The sequence below is a fragment of the Microbacterium sp. NPDC077184 genome (assembly GCF_040687055.1).
Lineage (GTDB): Bacteria > Actinomycetota > Actinomycetes > Actinomycetales > Microbacteriaceae > Microbacterium.
Map to the genome: position 1 here is coordinate 353,798 of NZ_JBFBMM010000002.1, position 24,635 is coordinate 378,432.

General features: G+C 69.3%; 24 protein-coding genes. 8 read left to right on the forward strand and 16 right to left on the reverse strand.

Going from position 1 to position 24,635, the window contains the following annotated elements:
* Positions 1-23: 23 nt before the first annotated feature.
* The 7 genes from AB0O93_RS06360 to sufB all read right to left on the reverse strand — a co-directional run bounded on the left by AB0O93_RS06360 (position 24) and on the right by sufB (position 6,713).
* Positions 24-1,400, reverse strand: coding sequence for an MFS transporter (locus tag AB0O93_RS06360; RefSeq protein WP_363341588.1), 1,377 nt, complete (start codon positions 1,398-1,400; stop codon positions 24-26).
* The gene (locus tag AB0O93_RS06365; protein ID WP_363341590.1) at positions 1,397-2,557 is read right to left on the reverse strand and encodes an aminotransferase class I/II-fold pyridoxal phosphate-dependent enzyme; all 1,161 of its coding nucleotides are present in this window, start codon (positions 2,555-2,557) and stop codon (positions 1,397-1,399) included. Before AB0O93_RS06365 ends, AB0O93_RS06360 begins: the two co-directional genes overlap by 4 nt.
* Before the next feature lie 82 nt (positions 2,558-2,639).
* Entirely contained in the window at positions 2,640-2,969 is a 330-nt protein-coding gene (locus AB0O93_RS06370; protein WP_053547341.1) for a metal-sulfur cluster assembly factor, read from the reverse strand.
* A gap of 9 nt (positions 2,970-2,978) precedes the next feature.
* Positions 2,979-3,773 carry a Fe-S cluster assembly ATPase SufC gene (gene sufC / locus AB0O93_RS06375; protein WP_053547340.1) on the reverse strand — a complete coding sequence of 265 codons (795 nt, stop codon included), beginning with the start codon at positions 3,771-3,773 and terminating at the stop codon, positions 2,979-2,981.
* A 14-nt stretch (positions 3,774-3,787) separates the two neighbouring features.
* The gene (locus AB0O93_RS06380) at positions 3,788-4,117 is read right to left on the reverse strand and encodes a non-heme iron oxygenase ferredoxin subunit (RefSeq protein WP_363341592.1); all 330 of its coding nucleotides are present in this window, start codon (positions 4,115-4,117) and stop codon (positions 3,788-3,790) included.
* Positions 4,114-5,295 carry a Fe-S cluster assembly protein SufD gene (sufD, locus tag AB0O93_RS06385; RefSeq protein WP_363341594.1) on the reverse strand — a complete coding sequence of 394 codons (1,182 nt, stop codon included), beginning with the start codon at positions 5,293-5,295 and terminating at the stop codon, positions 4,114-4,116. Before sufD ends, AB0O93_RS06380 begins: the two co-directional genes overlap by 4 nt.
* Complete coding sequence (gene sufB / locus AB0O93_RS06390; protein ID WP_053547495.1) at positions 5,295-6,713, reverse strand: Fe-S cluster assembly protein SufB; 1,419 nt, start codon at positions 6,711-6,713, stop codon at positions 5,295-5,297. Before sufB ends, sufD begins: the two co-directional genes overlap by 1 nt.
* Positions 6,714-6,951: 238 nt before the next feature.
* On the opposite strand from sufB, the gene AB0O93_RS06395 reads away from it, so the two are divergent.
* Complete coding sequence (locus tag AB0O93_RS06395) at positions 6,952-8,100, forward strand: COX15/CtaA family protein (RefSeq protein ID WP_363341597.1); 1,149 nt, start codon at positions 6,952-6,954, stop codon at positions 8,098-8,100.
* A 117-nt stretch (positions 8,101-8,217) separates the two neighbouring features.
* Entirely contained in the window at positions 8,218-8,697 is a 480-nt protein-coding gene (locus AB0O93_RS06400; protein WP_363341599.1) for a dinucleotide-utilizing enzyme, read from the forward strand.
* A gap of 85 nt (positions 8,698-8,782) precedes the next feature.
* On the opposite strand, the gene AB0O93_RS06405 is transcribed toward AB0O93_RS06400, so the two are convergent.
* Positions 8,783-9,715, reverse strand: coding sequence for a heme o synthase (locus tag AB0O93_RS06405; RefSeq protein WP_363341601.1), 933 nt, complete (start codon positions 9,713-9,715; stop codon positions 8,783-8,785).
* A 224-nt stretch (positions 9,716-9,939) separates the two neighbouring features.
* Here AB0O93_RS06405 and tkt point away from each other — a divergent pair, with 224 nt between their 5' ends.
* Genes tkt through pgl form a run of 6 tightly spaced genes read left to right on the forward strand, consistent with a single transcriptional unit; the run spans position 9,940 to position 18,078 of the window.
* A complete protein-coding gene (gene tkt, locus AB0O93_RS06410; protein ID WP_363341603.1) occupies positions 9,940-12,036 on the forward strand; it encodes a transketolase in 2,097 nt (698 codons plus the stop codon).
* On the forward strand, positions 12,033-13,148 hold the full coding sequence (tal, locus tag AB0O93_RS06415) for a transaldolase (RefSeq protein WP_363341605.1): 1,116 nt from the start codon (positions 12,033-12,035) through the stop codon (positions 13,146-13,148). Before tkt ends, tal begins: the two co-directional genes overlap by 4 nt.
* A complete protein-coding gene (locus AB0O93_RS06420) occupies positions 13,145-14,767 on the forward strand; it encodes a glucose-6-phosphate isomerase (RefSeq protein WP_363341607.1) in 1,623 nt (540 codons plus the stop codon). The genes tal and AB0O93_RS06420 overlap by 4 nt, the downstream gene beginning before the upstream one ends.
* 13 nt (positions 14,768-14,780) lie before the next feature.
* Positions 14,781-16,331: a glucose-6-phosphate dehydrogenase gene (gene zwf, locus AB0O93_RS06425; protein WP_363341609.1), complete on the forward strand. Its 1,551-nt coding sequence runs from the start codon at positions 14,781-14,783 to the stop codon at positions 16,329-16,331.
* Positions 16,328-17,296, forward strand: a complete 969-nt coding sequence (locus AB0O93_RS06430; RefSeq protein WP_363341611.1) for a glucose-6-phosphate dehydrogenase assembly protein OpcA — start codon at positions 16,328-16,330, stop codon at positions 17,294-17,296. The genes zwf and AB0O93_RS06430 overlap by 4 nt, the downstream gene beginning before the upstream one ends.
* Before the next feature lie 5 nt (positions 17,297-17,301).
* Complete coding sequence (pgl, locus tag AB0O93_RS06435; protein ID WP_363341876.1) at positions 17,302-18,078, forward strand: 6-phosphogluconolactonase; 777 nt, start codon at positions 17,302-17,304, stop codon at positions 18,076-18,078.
* A gap of 59 nt (positions 18,079-18,137) precedes the next feature.
* Here the strand turns inward: pgl and AB0O93_RS06440 are convergent, their stop codons facing one another.
* From AB0O93_RS06440 to rapZ, 8 genes are all read right to left on the reverse strand, one after another.
* Positions 18,138-18,494 (reverse strand): RNA polymerase-binding protein RbpA, encoded by a 357-nt coding sequence (locus tag AB0O93_RS06440; protein ID WP_236968490.1) that lies wholly within the window; start codon positions 18,492-18,494, stop codon positions 18,138-18,140.
* A complete protein-coding gene (secG, locus tag AB0O93_RS06445) occupies positions 18,494-18,742 on the reverse strand; it encodes a preprotein translocase subunit SecG (RefSeq protein WP_053547329.1) in 249 nt (82 codons plus the stop codon). The genes AB0O93_RS06440 and secG overlap by 1 nt, the downstream gene beginning before the upstream one ends.
* A 58-nt stretch (positions 18,743-18,800) precedes the next feature.
* Entirely contained in the window at positions 18,801-19,592 is a 792-nt protein-coding gene (gene tpiA / locus AB0O93_RS06450) for a triose-phosphate isomerase (protein ID WP_363341613.1), read from the reverse strand.
* Positions 19,583-20,797, reverse strand: coding sequence for a phosphoglycerate kinase (locus tag AB0O93_RS06455; RefSeq protein WP_363341615.1), 1,215 nt, complete (start codon positions 20,795-20,797; stop codon positions 19,583-19,585). The genes tpiA and AB0O93_RS06455 overlap by 10 nt, the downstream gene beginning before the upstream one ends.
* A gap of 5 nt (positions 20,798-20,802) precedes the next feature.
* On the reverse strand, positions 20,803-21,813 hold the full coding sequence (gap, locus tag AB0O93_RS06460) for a type I glyceraldehyde-3-phosphate dehydrogenase (RefSeq protein ID WP_236968493.1): 1,011 nt from the start codon (positions 21,811-21,813) through the stop codon (positions 20,803-20,805).
* Positions 21,814-21,917: 104 nt separating this feature from the next.
* Positions 21,918-22,553 carry a superoxide dismutase gene (locus AB0O93_RS06465; RefSeq protein WP_363341618.1) on the reverse strand — a complete coding sequence of 212 codons (636 nt, stop codon included), beginning with the start codon at positions 22,551-22,553 and terminating at the stop codon, positions 21,918-21,920.
* Between the two features lie 123 nt (positions 22,554-22,676).
* Entirely contained in the window at positions 22,677-23,654 is a 978-nt protein-coding gene (gene whiA, locus AB0O93_RS06470) for a DNA-binding protein WhiA (RefSeq protein ID WP_363341620.1), read from the reverse strand.
* 72 nt (positions 23,655-23,726) lie between these two features.
* The gene (gene rapZ / locus AB0O93_RS06475; RefSeq protein ID WP_363341622.1) at positions 23,727-24,608 is read right to left on the reverse strand and encodes an RNase adapter RapZ; all 882 of its coding nucleotides are present in this window, start codon (positions 24,606-24,608) and stop codon (positions 23,727-23,729) included.
* Positions 24,609-24,635 lie beyond the last annotated feature (27 nt).

Sequence of the window (24,635 nt, forward strand, 5' to 3'; positions counted from 1 at the left end):
CCAAACGCGCGATCGCGCCCCCGTCACACCGGCACGGTCGACGCGCGCACCTCCGCTCCGTGTCCGAGACGGAGTCCGGGCACCAGAGCCGCGAGGGCCACGAGCGTCCCGAGCGCGAAGACCCAGGCGAAGGCGAGGATGCCGCCACCGAGACCCGTGTAGACGAGTCCCATCGCGGCGATGGTGGTCGCCGCGCCGACGGCATCCGAGATGGAGAGCGCGGCGGAGTTGAAGCCCTGGTTCTGCGTCGTCGAGTACGCGAGGGTGAGAACCGTCAGGCGCGGGTACATCAGCCCCATACCGGCACCTGAGAGCCCCCATCCGGCGATGAGGATCACCGGATGGGCGTGCGTCACCGCAACCAGGCCGACGATCGCCATCGACGACGCCAGGAACGCGATCCCGATGAGGGTGATGCGCCGGTTTCCCAGCCGATCGCCCACGCGCCCCTGCACCTCGGCGGCCGCCGCCCAGGCCAGCGCCGCCGCGGTCAGCCCGAGCCCGGCCCAGGTCGCGCTGAAGCCGTATTCGTCGATGAGGAGGTAGGGCACGTAGATCTCGGCGCCGAAGAGGGCGCCGGCGATGACGCCGCGCATGAGGATCACGCTGGGCAGGCCCCGGCGCGCGCGGAGGGCACCCGACGGCAGGAGCGGTCGGACCGTCACCGCGATCGCGATCACCGCCACGGCGATGATCGGGATCCTCGCGGGCCCCGCCTCGCCCGCGAGGCCCAGGGCCACCGCGGAGACCGCGAGCGCCGTGGCCCACGCCAGCCGGCGTCCGACGTCGGTCGCACCGCGCTCCGGCGGGTCCAACGGGAGCCCGCGCAGACGCGCGACGACCACGGCGAAGGCCGAGAGGGTCAGCGCCGCCACGCCCAGGAACACCCAGCGCCAGTGGAAGAACTCGGCGACGGCGCCGGCGAGCAGCGGACCGACGAGGGAGGGGATCACCCAGGCCGCCGAGAACGCGGCGAACACCCGCCCGTGCACCATCGCCGGGTACACGCGAGCGACCACGACGTACAGGGACACCGTCTGCCCACCCGTCCCGAGCCCTTGGATGAGACGGCCGATCACCACCCACTCCATGCTCGCGGCCGCGCCGGCGACGACGAGCCCGAGGACGAAGAGCATCACCGACGTGGACAACGGTGCCAGCACTCCGCCGCGGTCGCACCAGGCTCCGGCGGCGACCATGCCGATCACGCTGGTGGCGACCGTGGCCGAGAACGCCACGGCGTACAGCGCCTCGCCGTCGAGATCGGCACTGACCAAGGGCATGACGGTCGTGACGGCCAGCGCCTGCGTCGCGGCCAGGAAGATCATCGCGACCGCTCCGAGGGTGACCCAGAGGTACTCCCCGCTCCAGATACCGGTGGAACGGGAAGAGGAGCTCATCGCCTCGCCAGTGTACCCATCCTCTCGACGGCCTCGGCGAGGATCTCGGGCGCGCATCCGATGTTGATACGCACGTGTCCTCGCCCCTCGGACCCGAACAGGGGCCCGTGGTGGAGCGCCACACGCGCGTCGCGGCGGATCCGGGTCGCGGGGTTGTCGCCCCAGCCGTAGGCGGAGACGTCGACCCACGCCAGATACCCGGCGTCGGGTTCGAGGTACCGCGCATCGGGAAGGTGCGTCGCCAGGAGATCGGTCAGCAGTCGACGCTGGTCATCCAGCGCCACGAGGAGAGAGTCGAGCCACGGGTCGCTCTCGGGCGACATCGCCGCGACACCCGCCAAGGCCCCGAACAGACCCGTGCGCCAGCCGACCTCCGGGGGCAGCGCGCGCAGCAGGGAACGCTGCGGTTCCGCACCGCCGATCATCAGGGCGCACTTGAGCCCCGCGAGGTTGAATGTCTTGCTGGCGCTCGTCACGCAGTAGCCGACGGATGCCGCCTCCTCCGAGACGGAGAGGAATGGCGTGAACCGCGCCGGTGCGTGAGTGAGCGGCGCGTGGATCTCATCGCTGATGACGACCGCGCCGTGGCGGGCCGCGAGCGACGCCAGCGCGGCGAGATCGTCGCGGGAATGGACGGTCCCGGTGGGGTTCTGGGGATTGCACAGGAGCACGGCGCGCGCGCCCTCATCGAGCGCGCGGCCGACACCCTCGAGATCGATCCGCCATCCGCGGTCCGACACCGCGAGGGGAACGCGCTCGGCGACGCCTCCCGCCTCCTCCACACAGTCATAGAAGGGCGGGTAGACCGGCGGCATCACCACGACCCGCTCCCCCGGCGCGATGACCCGGCGGAGGATCTCCACGACCCCCATCATCACGTCGCACGTCGACCAGACGGATGCCGGGTCCACGGTCCATCCGAAGCGGCGTCGGGCGAATCCCGAGAACGCGTCGCCCAGCCCCGGATCAGACGGGGTGTATCCGGTGTCGCCGAGCAGCACCGCGCGCGTGAGGGCGTCGGTGATGGCGGGCGCGAGCGGATAGTCGGTTTCGGCGACGAAGAGCGGCAGGACGTCGTCGGGGTAGCTGCGCCACTTCGTGCTCGTGCGTTGCCGCAACTGATCGAGGGGAAGTGCCTGCACCGGGACGACGCTCATGGCCCGAGCCTAGGACGCAGGCCTGTGGCATGCGCGCTCGGGCGTCACGGGACGAAACGACGCGGGCCGGAGCGGTCCGTCGTCAGATGGCGAAGCCGAGGGCGCGCATCATGTCGCGTCCGTCGTCGGTGATCCGCTCGGGGCCCCACGGCGGCATCCACACCCAGTTGATGCGGAAGCGATCCACGACGTTGTCGAGAGACTGCGCGGTCTGCTCCTCGAGCACATCGGTGAGCGGGCAGCCGGCCGAGGTGAGAGTCATGTGGATGACCAGGGCGTCGTTCTCGTCGTCCCAGCCGAGGTCGTAGATCAGCCCCAGATCGACGACGTTGATCCCCAGTTCGGGGTCCATGACGTCCTTCAGGGCCTCGGTGACCTCGTCGAACTTCTCGGGCGAGAGGGTTGCGGTCATGTAACGATCCTACGCGCCGGCCGCGGCGGGCGCGTCGGCAGGCTCGGAATCACCGGTCGGGAGGTAGCGGTCGTACCCCTCGGCTTCCAGGCGATCGGCCAGTTCCGGGCCGCCCTCCTCCGCGATACGACCGGCGACCATGACGTGGACGTGGTCGGGACGGATGTAGCGGAGGATCCGGGTGTAGTGCGTGATCAGGAGCACACCGAGGTCGGTGGCCTCCTTGGCGCGGTTGACCCCCTCGGAAACGACCTTGAGCGCGTCCACGTCCAGACCCGAGTCGGTCTCGTCGAGGACGGCGATGCGCGGCTTCAGCAGCTCGAGCTGCAGGATCTCGTGCCGCTTCTTCTCGCCGCCGGAGAAGCCCTCGTTGACGTTGCGCTGGGCGAACTTCGGGTCCATGCGCAGGTCTTTCATCGCGCCCTTGACGTCCTTGGTCCAGGTCCGGATCGAGGGCGCCTCGCCGTCGACGGCGGTCTTGGCGGTGCGGAGGAAGTTCGTCACCGTGACACCCGGGATCTCGACGGGATACTGCATGGCCAGGAACAGACCCGCACGGGCGCGCTCGTCGACCGACATCTCGAGCACGTCCTCGCCGTCGAGCGTGATGGAGCCGCTCGTGACGGTGTACTTCGGGTGCCCGGCGATCGTGTACGCCAGGGTGGACTTGCCCGAGCCGTTGGGGCCCATGATCGCGTGAGTCTGACCGGTGCTGATCGTCAGGGTGACCCCGTTGAGGATCGGCGTGGTTCCGGCATCCGTCTCCACGGTCACATGGAGGTCGCGGATCTCGAGAACAGACATAGTGGCTACCTTCTTCAGTCGACTGCTTTGGTCACGGCGGGATCGATGAGCACATCGTCGCCGTCGATCGTGACCTCGTAAACGGGAACCGGCTCGTACGCCGGCAGATTCAGGGGGCGCCCGGTGCGGAGCGAGAACGCCGATCCGTGAGCCCAGCACTCCAGCGTCTCGCCCTCGACGAAACCGTCCGAGAGGGAGATGTCGCCGTGGGTGCAGGTGTCGCCGATGGCGTGGACGACTCCCTCGCCGTCGAGGACCACGGCCATCGGCACGCCGTCGACCTCGACCCGCACCGCGGTGTCCTGCTCGAGCTCGCTGAGATTCAGCACCTTCTGCGCGCTCATGCCCGCTCCTCCGCGGCCAGCTCGGCCTCGATCGCGGCCATCAGCTCTTCTTCCAGCGACGGGATGCCGGTCTTCTGGATGATCTCGGCGAGGAAGCCGAGGACGACGAGGCGACGGGCCTCTTCTTCGGAGATGCCGCGGGCCTGCAGGTAGAACAGCTGCTCGTCATCGAAGCGCCCCGTGGCGCTGGCGTGTCCGGCGCCGACGATGTCGCCGGTCTCGATCTCGAGGTTCGGGATCGAGTCCGCCCGCGCCCCGTCGGTGAGGACGAGGTTTCGGTTCGCCTCGTAGGAGTCGGTGCCGACGGCGTCGCGACCGATCAGGACATCGCCGATCCACACCGTGTGCGCGCTCGCACCCTGGAGCGCCCCCTTGTACAGGACGTCGCCGACGGTGTGAGGCCCCTTGTGATGGAGGTAGACCTGGCTCTCGAGGTGCTGCTCCGCGTCCGCGAACGACAGTCCGTACAGGCGTCCGTCCGCGCCCGCACCGGCGAGCTCCACCGAGGGGTTCACGCGCACGAGCGCCCCGCCGAGGCTCACGACCGTGTGGCGGAGGGTCGCGTCGCGATCGACGCGCGCCTGGTGCGACGCGGCGTGGACGGCGTCGTCGGCCCACTGCTGCACCGAGACCACGTCGAGGGCGGCCCCGTCACGGACGATGATCTCGACGTTCTGCGCGAGAGTCGCCGAGCCGCGGTGACGCAGGAGGACTGTGGCGCGCGAGTGCGGCAGCGCCTCCAGAACGATGTGCGCGTGCGCGCGACCACCCTGTCCTTCGATGTCGAGGACGATCGGCGTGTCGATCACCGTGTCGACGGGGATGCGCACGAGGTGCGCGCTCCGCCCCTGCGACCAGGCCACCGCGGCGACGCGATCCTCGGGTCGGAAGACCTCCCCGCGCGGCGCCTGGCCGACCTCGAGTTCGGCACTCTCGACTCCGTCGGGAAGCGTGGCGCCGACGCGCACGGCACCCTCCTCGCCCTCGACGTCGTCGAAGAGCGCCTCGAGAAGCCGGATCGGCGTGTGCTTCCAGTTGACTTCGCGCCCGGTCGGGACGCCGAAGTCCTCCGGGGCGAACGAGGTCAGCCGCTCTGAGCGGGTCTGCACCGGCACGAACGCGGCGGCAGGGTCGATGTGGCCCTCCGCCGCGGCGGGGGCCTGGGTCGCTGTCGTCATCAGCCGACGGATCCTTCCATGCCCATCTCGATGAGCTTGTTGAGTTCGAGGGCGTACTCCATCGGCAGCTCGCGTGCGATGGGCTCGATGAAGCCGCGCACGATCATCGCCATCGCCTCGTCCTCGGGGAGTCCCCGGCTCATGAGGTAGAAGAGCTGCTCCTCGCTGACCTTCGAGACCGTGGCCTCGTGTCCCAGCTGCACGTCGTCGACGCGGATGTCGATCGCGGGGTAGGTGTCCGAGCGCGAGATCGTGTCGACCAGGAGCGCATCGCACCGCACCGTGTTGGCGCTGTGGTGCGCATTCGCGTCGACGCGGACCTCGCCGCGGTAGCCCGCGCGGCCACCGCCGCGGGCGATGGACTTCGACACGATCGAGGACTGCGTGTAGGGCGCCATGTGGATCATCTTGGCGCCGGCATCCTGATGCTGGCCGGGGCCGGCGAAGGCGACCGACAGAGTCTCGCCCTTGGCGTGCTCGCCCATGAGGAAGATCGACGGGTACTTCATCGTCACCTTGGAGCCGATGTTGCCGTCGACCCACTCCATCGTCGCGCCCTCGTGGGCGACGGCGCGCTTGGTGACGAGGTTGTAGACGTTGTTCGACCAGTTCTGGATGGTCGTGTAGCGCACGCGTGCGTTCTTCTTCACGATGATCTCGACGACCGCCGAGTGGAGGGAGTCCGACTTGTAGATCGGCGCGGTGCAGCCCTCGATGTAGTGGACGTAGGACCCCTCGTCGGCGATGATCAGCGTCCGCTCGAACTGACCCATGTTCTCGGTGTTGATGCGGAAGTACGCCTGGAGGGGGATGTCCACGTGTACGCCGGGCGGCACGTAGACGAACGACCCGCCCGACCACACAGCGGTGTTCAGCGCCGCGAACTTGTTGTCGCCCGCGGGGATCACCGTTCCGAAGTACTCTTCGAAGAACTCCGGGTGCTCGCGGAGCGCCGTGTCGGTGTCCATGAAGATGACGCCCTGCGCCTCGAGGTCCTCACGGATCTGGTGATAGACGACCTCGGACTCGTACTGCGCGGCGACACCGGCCACGAGGCGCTGACGCTCGGCCTCGGGGATGCCGAGCCGCTCGTAGGTGTTCTTGATGTCCTCGGGCAGGTCTTCCCAGGTCTGGGCCTGCTTCTCCGTGGAGCGCACGAAGTACTTGATGTTGTCGAAGTCGATGGCGGAGAGGTCGGCCCCCCACGTCGGCATCGGCTTGCGGCCGAAGAGCTGATAGCCCTTCAGCCGGGTCTTCAGCATCCATTCGGGTTCGGACTTCAACGCGGAGATCCCGCGAACCACGTCCTCGTTGATTCCTCGCTGAGCCACCGCGCCGGCCGCGTCGGTGTCGTGCCAGCCGAATTCGTAGACCCCCAGGCCGTCAAGCTCTGGGCGGTCGATCAGCACATCAGACATCGTCTCGTCTCCTCCGGGTCTGGCGGTGTCATCCGCTCCGGCCCCCTGATCCACCGGTGGAGTTACCGGCGGGGAAAGCCGCTGGGTGGACCCTCTCCTGGCGTCATCGTGGGCGCCTAAACTGTTCGGAAGGGGTTGCGCCCGACGGCGCGCGACCGAACCCCTCGATTCTACAGGTTCCGCCTTCCCTCCGGCCCGCGCCGGGCGCCCGGCGGCATCCGACCCAGGAGGTCCTCCCATGTCCGCGCCCGCGACCGTCACCCCTCGTCCGCGTCGACTGCCGGGGCGGATCGGCGGTCCTCTGCGTGTTTTGGCGTGGCTGTCGTTCCTCGCCGAAGTCCTCATCATCGGCACCGGCGGGGCCGTCCGGCTGACCGGCTCCGGGCTCGGATGCCCCACGTGGCCTCGGTGCACGGCCGATTCGATCGTCCCCACCCCGGAGATGGGAATCCACGGTGTCATCGAGTTCGGGAACCGGACGCTCACCGGTCTCGTGGGCATCCTCGCGCTCGCCGTCGTGATCGGGATCATCGTCCGCACCGGCGGGCGCCGGGCACTGACGCCGACCCTGTGGTTCGCGCTCGGCGGAATCCTGGGGGCCGGCGCCGCCGTCGCACTCGGCGTCGCTCTGGACATCCCGGCCGGCCCGCTCGCGAACGGCATCCTCCTCGTCGCGGTCATCGCGACCGCCGTGCGCTCCGTCCGGACCACCCCGACACGTCGAGACCTCGTGGTGCTGGCCTGGCTCGTCCTGATCGGCGTCGTCGCGCAGGCCCTCGTCGGCGGCATCACGGTCCTGACGGGACTGAACCCCTTCATCGTCGGCTTCCACTACGTCGTGTCGGTGGGTCTGGTCTGCATCACCGCCGCGTTCCTCGTCAGGATGAATCGCCCCGACCTGCCCCGCGTCTCCGCCGTCGCGTCGTGGTTGCGATGGACGGCTCGCGGCGCGGTCGCCGCCCTCGTCGTCACGATCGTCTTCGGCATCCTCACCACCGGCGCCGGGCCTCACTCCGGCGACCCGAACGCCGGCCGGAGCGGATTCGACGCGGAGCTCCTGGAGCACATCCACGCGTGGCCCAGCTACGTCCTCTTCGCCCTGACGATCGCCCTCGTGATCGGCGCGTGGCGTCAGCGCGACCGGACCCCCCTCCTCGCCCGCTGGAGCATCGCGCTCCTCGCGGCGGAACTGGTCCAGATCGCGGTCGGTCTGTTCCAGGCTCGGAATGGTCTGCCCATCCTCGCCGTGGGCATCCACATGGTGCTCGCCGCGCTCACGGCGGCCGCTATGACCGCGGTGGTGCTGCACCTGTCCCGTCCGGCGAACGGACTCCCGGATGCCGAGTCCCGGGTCGCGGCGGACGACCACGTCGAGGTCCGCGCCTGACGCGTCCGGCGCGGCCCTCACAGCCGATTCATCGACGACGCACACGAACGGCGGAAGCGCGCCGTTCAGACTGAACGACGCCGTGACCCCCTCACGGCCCGATCAGGAGGATGACGCATGACCACCAGACCCCCGCTCGCCCGCAGCATCCCCTTCTGGGTGCTCCTCGTCGGATCGGTCGCGACCACGGCCGTCGGCGCGTGGCTGGTCTCCGACCGGCTCGGCATCATGACCGCCACCCTGAACGACGGCACCGCGACCGGCGTCGAGGTGTACGTCGGACAGTCCGTCGCCGTCCTCGGCGCCATTCTCATCGGCGCCGGCGTGATCGGCATCCTGCTGGCTCTCGCCGTCGCCGCCGCCGCGACGCTCCGCCCGCACGCCGTCACCGCGCCGCCCGCCTACGTCGCGCCGGACACCGCGACGCCCACCGGCCCCGCCGTCGTCGCCGACGAGCCGGTGACGACGGCCCCCTTCGCGGATGCCGCGGACCTCGACGACGCCGCACGCGACGGAGACGCCCCGGGCGCGGCGAACGCCGGCGACGCGCCCGCCGCGGAAGATGCCGATCTGGAGCAGACCTCCACGTCGCGCTGACGCGTCGCACCACCGCGCCGTGCACGAGGAAGGGCCGGGCATCCGAACGGATGGCCGGCCCTTCCTCGTGCCGTCTACGAGGTGGTCACCAGGGAAGCAGCGGGTCCACGGCGATCGCGACGAAGAGCAGGGTCAGATAGGTGATCGACGCGTGGAAGACGCGCATGGGACGCGGCTCGGTCCCGCGCACCGCGCGCGTGTACAACCGGTGGGATTCGTAGATGAACCACCCGCCGAACACGAGGGCGGAGACGGTGTAGACGACGCCCATGCCGGCGACCGGGATGAGCAGCAGCGAGCAGGCGACGGTCGCCCAGGCGTACAGGATGACCTGGAGACCGACCTGCGACCCGGCGCGGGTGGCACCGAGCATGGGGACCTCGACGGCTTCGTACTGGTCCTTGTACTTCATCGACAGCGGCCAGTAGTGCGGCGGGGTCCAGAGGAAAACCAGGGCGAACAGGATGACCGGCGGCCAGGCGAGCGAACCGGTGACGGCGCTCCAGCCGATCACCACCGGGAAGCATCCGGCGATCCCTCCCCAGACGATGTTCTGCTCGGTGCGGCGCTTCAGGATCATCGTGTAGATCACGACGTAGAAGAAGATCGCCCCGGCGGACAGAGCGGCTGCGAGCGTGTTCGTCGTGGCCCAGAGCCACACCGTCGAGAACACCGCGAGCGACCACGCGAAGATCAACGCGGCACGGGGCGACACCTCGCCCGTCACCAGCGGGCGATTCACCGTCCGCTGCATGTGGGCGTCGATGTCGCGATCGAGGTACATGTTGAACGCCGCCGCGGAGCCGGCGCTCGCGGTGCCGCCGATCACCGTCGCCAGGACCAGCCAGATGTCCGGCAGGCCACCCTGCGCCAGGATCATCACGGGCACGGTCGTCACGAGCAGCAGCTCGAGCACGCGAGGCTTCATCAGGGCCACATACGCGCGCACCGTGCGACCGAAGGAGGGGCGCGTGTCGCGGACCGTGGCGTCCGTCCCGACCGTCGACGTGATGTCCATCTCCCCCGCAATCACCGCATGTCAAATCCTCCCAAGTCTATGGCATGCCGCCGAGGTGACCGGCGGGGGCGGTCGTCACACGGCGGCACGCATGACGGCGGGCGCATACCCCTTCGCTATGCTGAGGACCACACGCGCGCCCAGCGCCGACTCCTCCTTCTCCTCACGGAAATGCCATCGAGGATCGACCACGTCCGGGCGCAGCTCTCGAGAAAGGCGGCCCGGTGTCGGAACTGCGTTGGGATGAGATCGATCGGCGCGCGGTGGACACCGCCCGCGTCCTCGCTGCGGATGCAGTCGAGAAAGTGGGCAACGGGCACCCGGGGACGGCGATGAGCCTCGCCCCCGCCGCGTACCTGCTGTATCAGCGGGTGATGAACCACGACCCGAAGGACGTGCACTGGGCCGGCCGCGACCGGTTCATCCTGTCGGTGGGCCACTCGTCCCTGACGCAGTACGTGCAGCTGTACCTCGGTGGGTTCGGGCTCGAGCTGGACGACCTGAAGTCTCTCCGCACCTGGGGATCCAAGACCCCCGGACACCCGGAGTTCGGCCACACGGACGGCGTCGAGATCACGACCGGCCCGCTCGGCCAGGGCCTCGCCTCCGCGGTCGGCTTCGCGTACGCAGCCCGTTTCGAGCGCGGACTGTTCGACCCGGATGCCGCTGCCGGCACGTCGCCCTTCGACCACCACGTGTACGTGATCGCCGGTGACGGCGACCTGCAGGAGGGCGTGACGAGCGAGGCCTCGAGCCTCGCCGGCCACCAGCAGCTCGGCAACCTGGTGGCGATCTACGACTCCAACCAGATCTCGATCGAGGACGACACGAACGTCGCCTACACCGAGGACGTCGCCGCCCGATACGAGGCCTACGGGTGGCACGTGCAGACCGTGGACTGGAAGCGCACGGGCGAATACGTCGAGGACGTCGCCGAGCTGTACGCGGCCATCGAGGCGGCCAAGGGCGAGACCGCCAAGCCCTCCCTCATCATCCTGCGCACGATCATCGGCTGGCCCTCCCCCGGCAAGCAGAACACCGGCAAGATCCACGGCTCGGCGCTCGGAGCCGACGAACTCAAGGCCACCAAGGAGGTGCTCGGGTTCGACCCCGAGCAGTCCTTCGTCGTCGCCGATGATGTGATCGCTCACACCCGCGCGCTCGCCGACCGTGCGGCGGAGGCGCGCGAGGCGTGGCAGCAGAAGTGGGATGCGTGGGCCGATGCCAACCCGGAGCGCAAGGCGCTGTGGGACCGGCTCGAGGCTCATGAGCTGCCGACGGATGTCGCCGCTGCGCTCCCTTCGTTCGAGTCCGGCAAGGACGTCTCGACCCGTGCCGCCTCCGGCGTGGTGCTCAACGCCCTGGCCGAAGTCCTCCCCGAGCTCTGGGGCGGATCGGCGGACCTGGCCGAGTCCAACCTCACCACCATCAAGTCCGCGAAATCGTTCATCCCCGCGGAATGGTCGACGCACGAATGGTCCGGCGACCCCTACGGCCGGGTGTTGCACTTCGGCATCCGCGAGCACGCCATGGGCGCGATCGTCAACGGGATCGTGCTGCACGGACCGACCCGCGCGTTCGGCGGCACGTTCCTGATCTTCAGCGACTACATGCGCCCTGCGGTGCGCCTCGCCGCCCTCATGAACATCCCGAGCCTGTTCGTCTGGACGCACGACTCCGTCGCGCTGGGCGAGGACGGGCCGACCCACCAGCCGATCGAGCAGCTCGCGTCACTGCGCGCCATCCCGAACTTCACGGTGGTGCGTCCCGCGGATGCCAACGAGACCGCGGTGGCCTGGCTCGAGCTGCTGCGCCGCAACGAGGGCCCGGGTGGACTCGCGCTCACGCGCCAGAACATCCCCGTCTTCGAGCGCGGCGACGGTGAGGCGTCGGGCGACGTGTTCGCCAGCGCTCAGCTCGCCACGAAGGGGGCCTATGTCCTCGCCGACGCGCCGAACGGCAGCCCCGACGTCATCCTCGTCGCCACCGGCTCCGAGGTGCAGCTGGCCGTCGAGGCCCGCGCGACTCTGGCGGGCGAGGGTGTGAACGCGCGCGTCGTGTCCGCTCCGTCCCTGGAATGGTTCGCCGAGCAGGACGAGGCGTATCGCGAAAGCGTCCTGCCCCGCACCGTGAAGGCGCGCGTGTCGGTCGAGGCCGGACTCGCCCTCGGCTGGCGCGACATCGTCGGCGACACCGGACGCTCGGTCTCGATCGAGCACTTCGGGGCCAGCGCCGACTACAAGACCCTCTTCCAGAAGTTCGGCATCACCGCCGAGGCCGTCGTCGCGGCGGCTCGCGAAACGATCCAGGAGAACGCATGAGCACCCCCACCGAACAGCTCGCCGCCGCCGGCGTGAGCATCTGGCTCGACGACCTCTCGCGTGAGCGCATCACGTCCGGGAATCTGACCGAGCTCATCACCACCCGCAACGTCAGCGGGGTCACGACCAACCCGACGATCTTCGCCACGGCCCTGTCCAAGGGCGAGGCGTACGAAGAGCAGGTGTCTTCGCTCGCCGCCCGCGATGCCGTGGCGGACCAGGCCATCTTCGAGATCACGACCGACGACGTGCGCGAGGCGGCGGACATCTTCCGCCCCGTCTACGACGCCACCGGCGGGGTCGACGGACGCGTGTCGATCGAGGTCTCCCCCGACCTCGCTCACGACACCGCCGCCACGGTCGACCAGGCCGTGCAGCTGTGGGAGCGCGTCGACCGCCCCAACGCGCTCATCAAGATCCCTGCGACGAAAGCCGGCCTCCCGGCGATCACCGCGGTGATCGCGAAGGGCATCTCGGTCAACGTCACGCTGATCTTCAGCCTGGAGCGGTACGCCGAGGTGATCGATGCGTACCTGACCGGACTCGAGCAGGCCCAGGCCGCCGGGCATGACCTCGCCGGGATCCACTCGGTGGCGTCGTTCTTCGTCTCGCGGGTGGACACCGAGGTCGACAAGCGCCTCGCGGCGATCGGCGGCGACGCCGAGCAGCTCAAGTCCAAGGCCGGTGTCGCCAACGCCCGTCTGGCGTTCGAGCTCTTCCAGAAGGAGTTCGCCACGGGCCGCGCCCAGGCGCTGGTCAACGCCGGCGCGAACCTCCAGCGTCCGCTGTGGGCGTCCACCGGCGTCAAGGACCCGGCGCTCCCGGACACCCTCTACGTGACCGGGCTGGTCGCGCCGGGCACGGTCAACACCATGCCCGAGAAGACGCTCGAGGCCACGTTCGACCACGCGGAGATCACCGGCGACACCATCACGGGCAACTACGGCGACGCGCACGAGGTCTTCGACCGTCTCGCCGACGCCGGAATCGACCTCGTCGAGGTGACCCAGCTGCTCGAGGACGAAGGCGTGGAGAAGTTCATCGCCTCCTGGCACGAGCTCCAGCAGACCGTTACGGAGGCGCTGCGCTCCGCCCAGGAGACATCCGCATGACCTTCGACATCCACCTGAGCGGACACGTGAAGGCGGTCGTCGACGCGACGCTTCCCACCCTCGTGTCCGAGCTGGTGGCGTCGGGCCTCACCGCGGGCGATTCGTCGCTGTGGGGCCCGACGGCCGAGGCCGAGGCCTCCGAGCGACTCGGATGGCTGCAGGCCGTTTCCGTCTCCCGTCCGCTGGTCGGAGAGATCCTCGCCCTGCGCGAGGGACTCGTCGCCCGTGGCGTGACGCGCGTCGTCCTGGCCGGCATGGGCGGCTCGTCGCTCGCACCCGAGGTCATCACCCGTACCGCGCACGTGCCGTTGGTCGTCCTCGACTCGACCTCGCCGGCGCAGGTGCTGTCGGCGATCGACGGCGACGCCGAATCCGGCGGACTCGAGCACACCGTGCTCGTCGTGTCCTCGAAGTCCGGCGGCACGGTGGAGACGGATGCCGCGAAGCGCGCGTTCGAGGCGGCGTTCCGCGACCTCGGCATCGACCCCGCCGAGCGCATCGTCGTCGTCACCGACCCGGGCTCGCCGCTCGATACCGCGGCCCGGGCCGACGGTTACACCGTCTTCCACGCCGACCCGACCGTCGGCGGCCGGTACTCGGCGTTGACCGCGTTCGGGCTCGTTCCAGCGGGACTCGCGGGTGCCGACATCGCCGCTCTCCTGGACGAAGCCGAGGCGACGCTGCTCGAAGTCGCGATCGACAGTCCGGACAACCCCGCGCTCGTCCTCGCCGCGGCGCTGGCCGGCGGCGACCCGCGCCGCGACAAGCTCGGGCTCGTCACCGACGGCACGCACATCGTCGGCCTGCCGGACTGGATCGAGCAGCTCGTCGCGGAGTCGACCGGGAAGGACGGCACCGGCATCCTTCCGGTGGTCCTGCTCCCCGTCTCGCCCGAGGTCGAGGCGACCCCGGAGGACCTTCAGATCGTGCGCCTGGTCGACGAGGCGCGCCGCTTCCACCTGTTCGAGCACCATCCCGACGAGATCCTCATCAGCGGATCCCTCGGCGCCCAGTTCGTCGTGTGGGAGTACGCCACCGCGATCGCGGGACGGATGCTGGGGATCAATCCGTTCGATCAGCCCGACGTCGAATCGGCGAAGGCGGCCGCCCGCGCACTGCTGCGCGACCGGCCCGCACCCACGGCGCCGGCGTTCACCGTCGACGGAGTGGAGGTCCGCGTGTCGGACCTCGCGCTCGCGGCATCCGGCACCATCGCCGGCGTGCTGGACGCCCTGTGGGGCGAGATCCCGAAGGACGGCTACGTCTCGGTTCAGGCGTACGTCGACCGGACCTCTCTGCCGCATCTGCAGGGACTGCGCGAGCTCGTCGCCGCCGACTCGGGGCGGCCCGCGACGTTCGGCTGGGGTCCGCGTTTCCTGCACTCCACCGGGCAGTACCACAAGGGCGGTCCGGCCAACGGCGTGTTCCTGCAGATCCTGGAGGCCACGGACGTCGACCTCGAGATCCCCGGGCTGCCGTTCACCTTCGGTGAGCTCATCGCGGCTCAGGCGGCGGGCGACGCCCGTGTCCTCGCCGACGGCCACGGCCGTCCCGTCGTGACCCTCACCCTCACCGATCCGCAGATCGAGATCCTGTCGCTTTTCGAAGCGGCACAGTAGGAGTTCCAGTTCGATGACCGTCGAGATCTCACGCGGGAAGAACCCGCTCCGCGCCGCCGACGACCGCCGCCTGAATCGCATCGCGGGGCCCAGCGCCCTCGTGATCTTCGGCGTCACGGGCGATCTGTCGCGGAAGAAGCTCATGCCCGCCGTCTACGACCTCGCCAATCGCGGCCTCCTTCCGCCGGGGTTCGCGCTCGTCGGATTCGCGCGTCGCGACTGGGAGGATCAGGACTTCGCGAAGGTCGTCTACGACGCCGTCCGGCAGAACGCGCGCACGGAATTCCGTGAGGAGACCTGGCAGCAGCTCCTCCAGGGGATCCGTTTCGTCTCGGGCGAGTTCGGCGACCCCGACGCGTTCCGGCGCCTTCGCGAGACCGTCCAGAAGCTCGACACCGAGCGCGGCACGATGGGCAACCACGCGTTCTACCTGTCGATCCCGCCCAAGGACTTCCCGCAGGTCGCGGAGCAGCTGAAGGCATCGGGGCTCGTCGACGACACCGCCGACAGCCCCGAGCGCTGGCGCCGCGTCGTGATCGAGAAGCCCTTCGGGCACGACCTCGCCTCGGCGCGCGAGCTCAACGACGCCCTCCGGTCGGCGTTCCCGACCGACTCGATCTTCCGGATCGATCACTACCTCGGCAAGGAGACGGTGCAGAACATCCTCGCGCTGCGCTTCGCCAACGAGCTCTACGAGCCGATCTGGAACCGCAACTACGTCGACCACGTCCAGATCACGATGGCCGAGGACATCGGCGTCGGCGGACGGGCGGGCTACTACGACGGCATCGGCGCGGCGCGCGACGTCATCCAGAACCACCTGCTGCAGCTCCTCGCCCTGACGGCGATGGAGGAGCCGATCTCCTTCGACGCGAAGGATCTCCGCGCCGAGAAGGAGAAGGTCCTCGCCGCCGTCACGCTTCCGGACGATCTGGCGCGCTCGACCGCGCGCGGTCAGTACGCCGGCGGCTGGCAGGGCGGCGAGAAGGTCCTCGGGTTTCTGGAAGAGGACGGGATGAACCCCCAGTCCCCGACGGAGACGTACGCCGCGATCACCCTCGAGATCAATACGCGGCGTTGGGAAGGCGTCCCCTTCTATCTGCGCACCGGCAAGCGCCTCGGGCGACGCGTCACCGAGATCGCCGTGGTGTTCAAGCGTGCACCGGAGATGCTCTTCCCGCGCAGCCAGACCTCGGGGCAGGGCCAGAACGCCCTCGTCATCCGCGTCCAGCCCGATGAGGGTGTCACCATCCGATTCGGATCCAAGGTTCCCGGAGCCGGCGCGCAGGTGCGGGACGTGACGATGGACTTCGGGTACGGCCACGCCTTCACCGAGGCGAGCCCCGAAGCATACGAACGTCTGATCCTCGATGTCCTGCTCGGTGACCCGCCGCTGTTCCCGCGCCATGAGGAGGTCGAGCTCTCCTGGAAGATCCTCGATCCGATCGAGCAGTTCTGGGAGGAGCAGGGCGGCCCGCTCGAGCAGTACGCCCCGGGTTCCTGGGGCCCCGATTCTGCGGACGAGATGCTCGCCCGCGATGGACGCATCTGGAGGCGCCCGTGATCGTCGACCTTCCCGACACCACCGTGAGCAAGATCTCGCGGGCCCTGGTGAGCGTGCGCGAAGAGGGGGGTGCGGTCGCGCTCGGCCGCGTCCTGACCCTCATCATCATCACCCGGCTCGGCGCCGAGGAGGCCGTCATCGAGGCGGCGAACGACGCCTCCCGCGAGCACCCGATGCGCGTGATCGTGCTGATGATCGGCGACAGCGCCCAGACCGACTCCTGCCTGAATGCGCAGATCCGGGTGGGCGGCGACGCAGGCGCGAGCGAGGTCGTCACGCTGCACGTGGTCGGCGATGCGGGGCGCGCTCCTCTGGAGTCCCTCGTGACCGGGCTTCTCCTCCCCGACGCGCCGGTCGTGGTCTGGTGGCCCGACGCGACTCCGCCGGTAACGGCGAAGACCTCCATCGGTCGGATCGCGCAGCGCCGCATCACGGATGCCGCGACCAAGCCCGATCCCACCGCCTGGGTCGCGGGGCTCGGCGCCTCCTACGCCCCGGGAGACACCGACCTCGCGTGGACCCGCCTCACCCGTTGGAGGGAACAGCTCGCGGCGATCCTCGATCAGCCTCCGTACGAGACCGTGACCGCGGTCACCGTGCGCGGAGCGGCGGACTCCCCTTCCACGGCACTGCTCGCCGCGTGGCTCCGGCTGGCTCTGGACGTGCCGGTGGACTGGGCGTACCTGCCCGCCGAGGACTGGCCGCACGGGATCAAGTCGGTGTGCCTGCACCGGGACAGCGGGGACATCGTCCTCGAGCGACCCAGTTCGGATGTGGCGATCCTCACCCAGCCCGAGCAGCCGAGTCACGACCTCGCCTTCCCCCGGCGCACGCTGCGCGAGTGCCTCGCCGAGGAGCTCCGCCGTCTCGATCCGGACGTCCTGTATGGTCGAGTGATCACGGAGGGGTGGGAGCTCCTGGGCCCCCCGGGTAACGCGAAGGCGCAGGACGAAACACGGAAATGAGCGGCATGGTCGAAGTCTGGTCCGAGAAGCGCGTCATCATCAGCACGGACCCGACGGCCCTCGCCCGTTCCGTCGCCGACCGTTTCCTCCGCAAGGTCGCCAAGCGGCTCGAGTCCAGCGACATCGCCCATGTCTCCCTCACCGGGGGGTCGATGGGATCGGCCGTCCTCGCTGCGGTGTCACGGCATCCGAAGCGGGAGCGTGTCGACTGGTCACGAGTCCACTTCTGGTGGAGCGACGAGCGCTACCTCGACCGCGGACACGCCGATCGGAACGAGACCCAGGCGCGGGAGGCGCTTCTCGACTCCCTCCCGGTGCCGGACGCGAACATCCACGCGATCGCCGCGGCGGACAGCGGGATCGGGCTCGATGAGGCCGCGGAGGCCTACGCGGCGGAGCTCGCACGTTTCGGAGCCGACGGCGCCGCCTGGCCCGCATTCGACGTCTGTTTCCTGGGCGTCGGACCCGATGGCCACATCGCATCGCTCTTCCCCGACCGGTCGGAGATCCGGGTCACGGATCGCGCCGTCGTCGCCGTCCGCGACTCCCCCAAGCCTCCGCCGGAGCGCGTGAGCATGACCCGACCCGTCATCAACAGCGCTCAGCGCGTGTGGATGGTCCTCGCCGGTACCGATAAGGCGTCCGCCCTCGGCCTGGCGCTGGCCGGCGCGAGTTACGCGAGCGTCCCCGCGGCCGGCGCCAAGGGCCGCAGACAGACCATGTTCTTCGTCGACGAGGACGCCGCGGGCAACGTCCCGCCGGAGCTCATCGACCGCGAGTGAACGACAGAGCCGGACCCGCCTCCAGGGCGGATCCGGCTCGCTCGTTCACACTGAGCGGGTCAGTCTTGACCGCGACGATCCCGCAGCTGCGCGAGCGCGTCGTCGAGGAGCGCCTCGGCTTCCTCCTCCGTGCGGCGCTCCTTCACATAAGCGAGATGCGTCTTGTACGGTTCGGTCTTGGCCAGCGCCGGCGGGTTGTCCTTATCGCGACCGGCGGGCAGACCGGAGTGGGGCGAATCGATCGTCTCCGGGATCTCCTCGTCGGGGATGCCCGCAGCGAAGTACCGCACTGTCTCGTTGCCGAGGGCATCCCAGTAGGACACGGCGACACGATCGGCGTGGAAGCCGTGATCCTGCTCCCCCATGGGGCCCGCGCCCACCCGCGTACCGCGGATGGCGTTTCCTCCGGTTGCCATCAGATCCCCTGGAACTTCGTGATGAGCCCGAGCGAGACGATGGCGACGAACCACACCAGCGCGAGCACGATCGTGAATCGATTGAGGTTGCGCTCCGCGAGCCCGGACGAGCCGAGTGCCGAGGTCATGCCCCCGCCGAACATGTCGGACAGACCCCCGCCACGCCCCTTGTGGAGCAGGATGAGGAGGGTCAGCAGGAGACTGGTGATGCCCAGCATGACCTGCAGGACGAACTCGAGGATCTGCACGGAACTTACGCCTTTCACCGCGCCCGTCGGGGCGCACGATTTCCCAGTATAGGCGGGGTCAGACGCCGACGTGCTTCTGGAAACGGATGATCGAGGAGAACTCGTCGACCAGCAGACTCGCGCCGCCGACCAGGGCTCCGTCCACGTCGGGTTCCCGCATGAAGCCGGCGATGTTCGCCGCCTTCACCGACCCGCCGTAGAGCACACGCGTGCGCGCGGCCGCGTCGGCGTCCATCGCCTCGGCGACGACGTCGCGGAGCTTCGCGCAGACATCCTGCGCCTGGTCCGGGGTCGCGGCCTGGCCGGAGCCGATCGCCCACACCGGCTCGTACGCCACGACGATGTCCGCGTCCGCAGCAACCCCGTCGAGGGCCGCACGCAGCTGGGACACGGGAACGGCGCTGGCGCCGAACTTCTCCAGGTCCTCGCTGGTCTCCCCGACGCAGATGACGGGGACGAGTCCGTGACGGAGGGCGGCCTGCACCTTCGCGGCGACGACGTCATCGCCCTCCGCGTGGTACTCGCGCCGTTCCGAGTGTCCGATGATGACGTAGCGCGCGTCCAGCTTCGACAGGAAGGCACCCGAGATCTCGCCGGTGTAGGCCCCCGAATCGTGCGTGGACAGGTCCTGCGCGCCGAGGGCGAAGGGGATCTTGTCCGCGTCCAGAAGCGTCTGGACCGTGCGCAGATCGGTGAACGGCGGGAACACGGCCACCTCGACGGTGCTGTGGTCGTGTCCGGCGTCCTTGAGGGTCCAGTGCAGCTTCTGCACGAACGCCACAGCCTGGAGGTGATCCAGGTTCATCTTCCAGTTGCCCGCGATGAGCGGCATCCGTGTGGTCATTGCCATCCGAGGACCTCCAGTCCGGGGAGCTTCTTGCCCTCGAGGAACTCGAGGCTGGCGCCGCCGCCGGTCGAGATGTGACCGAAGGCGTCGTCGGTGAATCCGAGCTGACGGACCGCGGCGGCGGAGTCGCCGCCGCCCACGACGGACAGCCCGTCCACCGCGGTCAGAGCCTCGGCGACGGCCTTGGTCCCCGCCGCGAACGCCGGCATCTCGAACACGCCCATCGGGCCGTTCCAGAACACCGTGCGGCTCGATCGGACCGCATCTGCGAAGATGCGGGCCGTTTCCGGACCGATATCCAGACCGAGGCCGGACGCGCCGAACGCCGTCTCCTCCAGCGCGTCGGCCGCAGCCACGACGTGCTCGGCGTCGGCTGCGAAGGCGGACGCCATCACCGCGTCGACCGGCAGGACGATCTCGACGCCGCGTTCGGCGGCAGAGGCCATGTACCGGGTGACGGTGTCGATCTGGTCCTTCTCGAGGAGGCTGGAACCCACTCGGTAGCCCTTCGCGGCGAGGAAGGTGAACAGCATGCCGCCGCCGACGAGGATGCGATCGACGCGCGGGAGGAGGTGCTCGATGACGCCGAGCTTGTCGCTCACCTTCGATCCGCCCAGAACCACGGTGTACGGGCGCTCCGGGTTCTCGGTCAGGCGGTCGAGGACGTCGACCTCCTTCTCGATGAGGAGTCCCGCAGCCGACGGAACGAGCTCGGCCAGGTCGTAGACCGAGGCCTGCTTGCGATGCACGACGCCGAAGCCGTCTGAGACGAGCACGTCGCCGAGCGCGGCGAGCTCCTCCGCGAAGGCGCGGCGCACCGCGTCGTCCTTCGCGGTCTCTCCGGCGTTGAAACGCAGATTCTCGATGACGGCGACATCCCCGTCCTCGAGCGCCGCCACGGCGTCACGCGCAGACTCGCCCACGGTGTCCCGCGCGAACGCGACGGGCGACCCGAGGAGCTCGGAGAGTCGCTGGGCCACCGGCTCCAGGCTGTACTTCGCATCCGGCGCCCCGTCGGGGCGACCGAGGTGCGAGCAGACGACCACGCGTGCGCCGGCGTTGATCAGGGCATTCAGGGTCGGAAGCGCCGCCCGCACGCGGCCATCGTCCGTGATCCGACCATCCTTGAGGGGGACGTTGAAGTCGGCACGGACGATGACGCGCTTGCCGGCAAGCGAACCCAGCGACTCGAGGGTGCGCAGTGCCATGACGATCAGAGCTTGGAGGCGACGAGAGAGGTCAGATCGACCAGACGGTTGGAGTAGCCCCACTCGTTGTCGTACCAGGCGGAGACCTTGACGAGGTTGCCGCTGACGTTGGTCTGGCCCGCGTCGAAGACGGAGGACGACGGGTCGTGGACGATGTCGGTGGAGACGATCGGGTCCGTGTTGTACTTCAGGTAGCCGACGAGGGCACCCTCGGCGGCGGCCTTCTCGTACGCGGCGTTGATGGTCTCCTTGGTCAGACCCTCGGTCGGCGTGATGATGGTGAGGTCGACGATCGAGCCGGTGGGAACCGGAACGCGGTAGGACGAGCCGCTCAGCTTGCCGTTCAGTTCGGGCAGAACCAGTCCGATGGCCTTGGCGGCACCGGTCGCGGCAGGGACGATGTTCAGCGCCGCGGCACGCGCACGGTGCAGATCACCGTGAGGGCCGTCCTGCAGGTTCTGGTCGGCGGTGTACGCGTGCGCGGTCATCATGAAGCCGCGCTCGATGCCGAAGTTGTCGTTGAACACCTTCGCGAGGGGGGCGAGGCAGTTCGTCGTGCACGAGGCGTTCGAGATGATGTGCATCGTCTCGGGGTCGTACTCGCCGTCGTTGACACCCATCACGAACGTGCCGTCGACGTCCGTACCGGGAGCCGAGATGAGGACCTTCTTGGCGCCGCCCGCGATGTGCTTGCCGGCATCCGCGGCCTTGGTGAAGCGTCCGGTCGACTCGATGACGATGTCGACGCCGAGCTCACCCCAGGGGAGGTTCGCGGGGTCGCGCTCTTCGAACACCTTGATGCTCTTGCCGCCGACGATGATGGAGTCCTCGGTGTAGGACACCTCTTCCGACAGACGTCCGCCGACGGAGTCGTACTTGAGGAGGTGCGCGAGGGACTTGTTGTCGGTGAGGTCGTTCACCGCCACGATCTCCAGGTCCGCGCCCTGTTCGAGGGCCGCGCGGAGGAAGTTGCGTCCGATACGGCCGAAGCCGTTGATACCGATCTTGACAGCCACGGAGTTTCTCCTGAGAAGTGTCGTGCGCGAGCGCGCGGTTGGTGCGATTCAGACAGTGGACAACGGCGTCCCGGCGGGGAATCCCGCCGGGACGCCCACACCGTTTACGACAGTACCAGCAGGCCCGCGGTCTTCTCACGAGCGGCATCGAGGCGCTGCGCCACGTTCTGCCAGTTCGCGATGTTCCAGGCCGCGGAAACGTAGTCCGCCTTGACGTTGAGGTAGTCGAGGTAGAAGGCGTGCTCCCACATGTCGAGCTGGAACACCGGGATGGTGCCCTGGGCGGTGTTGCTCTGCTGATCGAAAAGCTGCTGGATGATCAGCTGCTCACCGATCGGGTCCCAGCTCAGCACCGCCCACCCCGAGCCCTGGATGCCGGTGGCAGCGGCCGTGAAGTGCGCCTTGAAGGTGTCGAACCCACCGAAGAACTCGTCGATCGCCGCACGCAGTTCGCCCTCGGGCTCTCCCCCGCCGCCGTCGCCCGCGGGCGCGAGGTTGGTCCAGAAGATCGAGTGGTTGACGTGACCGCCGAGGTTGAACGCGAGGTCCTTCTCGAGCTTGTTCACGTTCGCGAGGTTCCCGCTCTCGCGGGCCTCCGCGAGCTGCTCCAGCGCGGTGTTCGCGCCGGTCACGTACGCCTGGTGGTGCTTGTCGTGATGCAGCTCCATGATCTTGCCGCTGATGTGCGGCTCCAGAGCCGCGAAGTCGTAGGGGAGGTCGGGCAAGGTGTACTTCGCCATGTTCTCTTCTTCCTATCGGCGCGGCGCCGACGATCCTCGACGCCGCGAGGGTGACGGGTTCATCCTATTGAGCGCCAACCGCGCGCGGCGGGACTTGCTTCCCGCGGGAGCGTGGTTTATGCGTCAGTCCTCGACGCCGGCGGGCACGGCGGACTCGGTGCTCGGGATGCCTTCTGCCTCGGCCTTCTTGTCGGCCATGGCCAGGAGTCGCCGGATGCGCCCCGCGACGGCATCCTTCGTCAGCGGAGGGTCGGCGTGGTGACCGAGCTCGTCGAGAGAGGCGTCGCGGTGGGCGAGTCGCAGGTCTCCGGCCTGTCGGAGATGCGCGGGGATCTCCTCGCCGAGGATCTCCATCGCCCGCTCCACACGGGCGCACGCGGCGACGGCGGCCTGGGCGGACCTGCGCAGATTGGCGTCATCGAAGTTGACGAGACGATTGACGCCGGCGCGCACCTCGCGCCGCTGACGCATCTGGTCCCATTCCTCCGCGGCCTTGCGGGCCCCCATCGCGGCGAGGGTGGAGCGGATGCCCTCCCCTTCGCGGACGACGACACGGGGCACCCCGCGGACTTCCCGCGCCTTGGCGGGGATGCCCAGACGGTGCGCCGCACCGACGAGCGCCATCGCGGCCTCGGAGGACGGACAGGAGATCTCGAGCGCCGCCGACCGACCGGGTTCGCTCAGCGCACCGGCCGCCAGGAAGGCACCCCGCCAGATGGCGGCCAGGTCCCCCCGGTTCCCGGTGGTGAGCTTGTTGGGCAGTCCGCGGACCGGACGCCGCCGCTGATCGAGGAGTCCCGTCTGGCGGGCGAGCGTCTCGCCGCCCTCGATCACCCGGACGGCGTAGTGGCTCCCCCCGCGGCCGCCGGACCCCTGGACGTGCACCAGCTCCGGGCGCACACCGTAGATCTCCATGAGGTCGCGCGCGGTGCGACGGGCGAGCACGTCGGAGTCCACTTCCGCCTCGACGGCGACGCGGTTCGCGATGGAGTGGAGGCCTCCCGAGAACCGCAGCAGCGACGTGAGTTCGGCGACCCGAGCCGTCGGGCGCGGGTCGCGCACGGTGATCAGCTCGGCCTTCACATCGGCGGTCAGCGACACGGGGCTCCTCGTCGTTCAGGGGTGGGGACGATCGACCAGCCTACTCGCGCGCGCCCGATCCTGCCGCCGCCCTCATTCACGGCCGAGGTCGCGATCCCGTACCCGTACGGCGACACCGGGGAGGGTTTCGAGTCGCTCGGCGAGCTGTCGGGCCATCACCACCGACCGGTGCTTGCCTCCGGTGCAGCCGACGGCGATGACCGAATGACGCTTGTTCTCACGCTGGTAGCCGGCGAGGACCGGAGCCAACGCGCCCGCGTAGGCGTCGAGGAATTCCACGGCCCCCCGCTGCCCGAGGACGTAGTCGCGCACCGCGGCATCCTCTCCGGTCAGAGCGCGCAGCGGCTCCTCCCAGAAGGGATTGGGGAGAAAACGCATGTCGGCGATCATGTCGGCATCCGGGGGTACGCCGTACTTGAAGCCGAAGCTGAGGATCGTCAGGGTGTGGCGCGCATCGCCTTCGTCGGAGAAGAGCTCCACCACCCGCGTGGCCAGCTGGTGGACGTTGTACCGCGTCGTGTCGACGATGACGTCGGCACTCTCCCGCACCGCCGCCAGTCGTTCGCGCTCGCGGCGGATGCCGTCGACGATCGTCCCCTCGCCCTGGAGAGGGTGGGGCCGACGCACCGCCTCGAATCGGCGCACCAGCGCTTCGTCGGAGGCATCCAGGAACATCAGCCGCATCTCCCGCCGCTCCCGGAGCGCCCGCAGCGCTTCCGGGAGTTCGGAGAACAGATCGCGTCCTCGCACGTCCACCACGACCGCCACACGAGGGAGGACACCTCCGGCGAGGCTCGTCAGTTCCAGGAGCGGCCGCAGCATCTGCGGCGGAAGGTTGTCCACGACGTACCACCCGAGGTCTTCGAGGGCATTCGCCGCCGTCGAGCGACCCGCCCCGGACATTCCCGTGACGATCAGCACCTCGCCGGTGTCGCTGCGCTCGGTCTCGCTCATGGATCTGACCTCCGTCGTCGCTGCGCC

What these genes read in the sequence shown, in the direction of transcription:
- AB0O93_RS06360 (WP_363341588.1), bottom strand. Translation starts at nt 1,400, where the DNA reads ATGAGCTCCTCTTCCCGTTCCACCGGTATCTGGAGCGGGGAGTACCTC.
- AB0O93_RS06365 (WP_363341590.1), bottom strand. Translation starts at nt 2,557, where the DNA reads ATGAGCGTCGTCCCGGTGCAGGCACTTCCCCTCGATCAGTTGCGGCAA.
- AB0O93_RS06370 (WP_053547341.1), bottom strand. Translation starts at nt 2,969, where the DNA reads ATGACCGCAACCCTCTCGCCCGAGAAGTTCGACGAGGTCACCGAGGCC.
- sufC (WP_053547340.1), bottom strand. Translation starts at nt 3,773, where the DNA reads ATGTCTGTTCTCGAGATCCGCGACCTCCATGTGACCGTGGAGACGGAT.
- AB0O93_RS06380 (WP_363341592.1), bottom strand. Translation starts at nt 4,117, where the DNA reads ATGAGCGCGCAGAAGGTGCTGAATCTCAGCGAGCTCGAGCAGGACACC.
- sufD (WP_363341594.1), bottom strand. Translation starts at nt 5,295, where the DNA reads ATGACGACAGCGACCCAGGCCCCCGCCGCGGCGGAGGGCCACATCGAC.
- sufB (WP_053547495.1), bottom strand. Translation starts at nt 6,713, where the DNA reads ATGTCTGATGTGCTGATCGACCGCCCAGAGCTTGACGGCCTGGGGGTC.
- AB0O93_RS06395 (WP_363341597.1), top strand. Translation starts at nt 6,952, where the DNA reads ATGTCCGCGCCCGCGACCGTCACCCCTCGTCCGCGTCGACTGCCGGGG.
- AB0O93_RS06400 (WP_363341599.1), top strand. Translation starts at nt 8,218, where the DNA reads ATGACCACCAGACCCCCGCTCGCCCGCAGCATCCCCTTCTGGGTGCTC.
- AB0O93_RS06405 (WP_363341601.1), bottom strand. Translation starts at nt 9,715, where the DNA reads ATGGACATCACGTCGACGGTCGGGACGGACGCCACGGTCCGCGACACG.
- tal (WP_363341605.1), top strand. Translation starts at nt 12,033, where the DNA reads ATGAGCACCCCCACCGAACAGCTCGCCGCCGCCGGCGTGAGCATCTGG.
- AB0O93_RS06420 (WP_363341607.1), top strand. Translation starts at nt 13,145, where the DNA reads ATGACCTTCGACATCCACCTGAGCGGACACGTGAAGGCGGTCGTCGAC.
- zwf (WP_363341609.1), top strand. Translation starts at nt 14,781, where the DNA reads ATGACCGTCGAGATCTCACGCGGGAAGAACCCGCTCCGCGCCGCCGAC.
- pgl (WP_363341876.1), top strand. Translation starts at nt 17,302, where the DNA reads ATGGTCGAAGTCTGGTCCGAGAAGCGCGTCATCATCAGCACGGACCCG.
- AB0O93_RS06440 (WP_236968490.1), bottom strand. Translation starts at nt 18,494, where the DNA reads ATGGCAACCGGAGGAAACGCCATCCGCGGTACGCGGGTGGGCGCGGGC.
- tpiA (WP_363341613.1), bottom strand. Translation starts at nt 19,592, where the DNA reads ATGGCAATGACCACACGGATGCCGCTCATCGCGGGCAACTGGAAGATG.
- AB0O93_RS06455 (WP_363341615.1), bottom strand. Translation starts at nt 20,797, where the DNA reads ATGGCACTGCGCACCCTCGAGTCGCTGGGTTCGCTTGCCGGCAAGCGC.
- AB0O93_RS06465 (WP_363341618.1), bottom strand. Translation starts at nt 22,553, where the DNA reads ATGGCGAAGTACACCTTGCCCGACCTCCCCTACGACTTCGCGGCTCTG.
- rapZ (WP_363341622.1), bottom strand. Translation starts at nt 24,608, where the DNA reads ATGAGCGAGACCGAGCGCAGCGACACCGGCGAGGTGCTGATCGTCACG.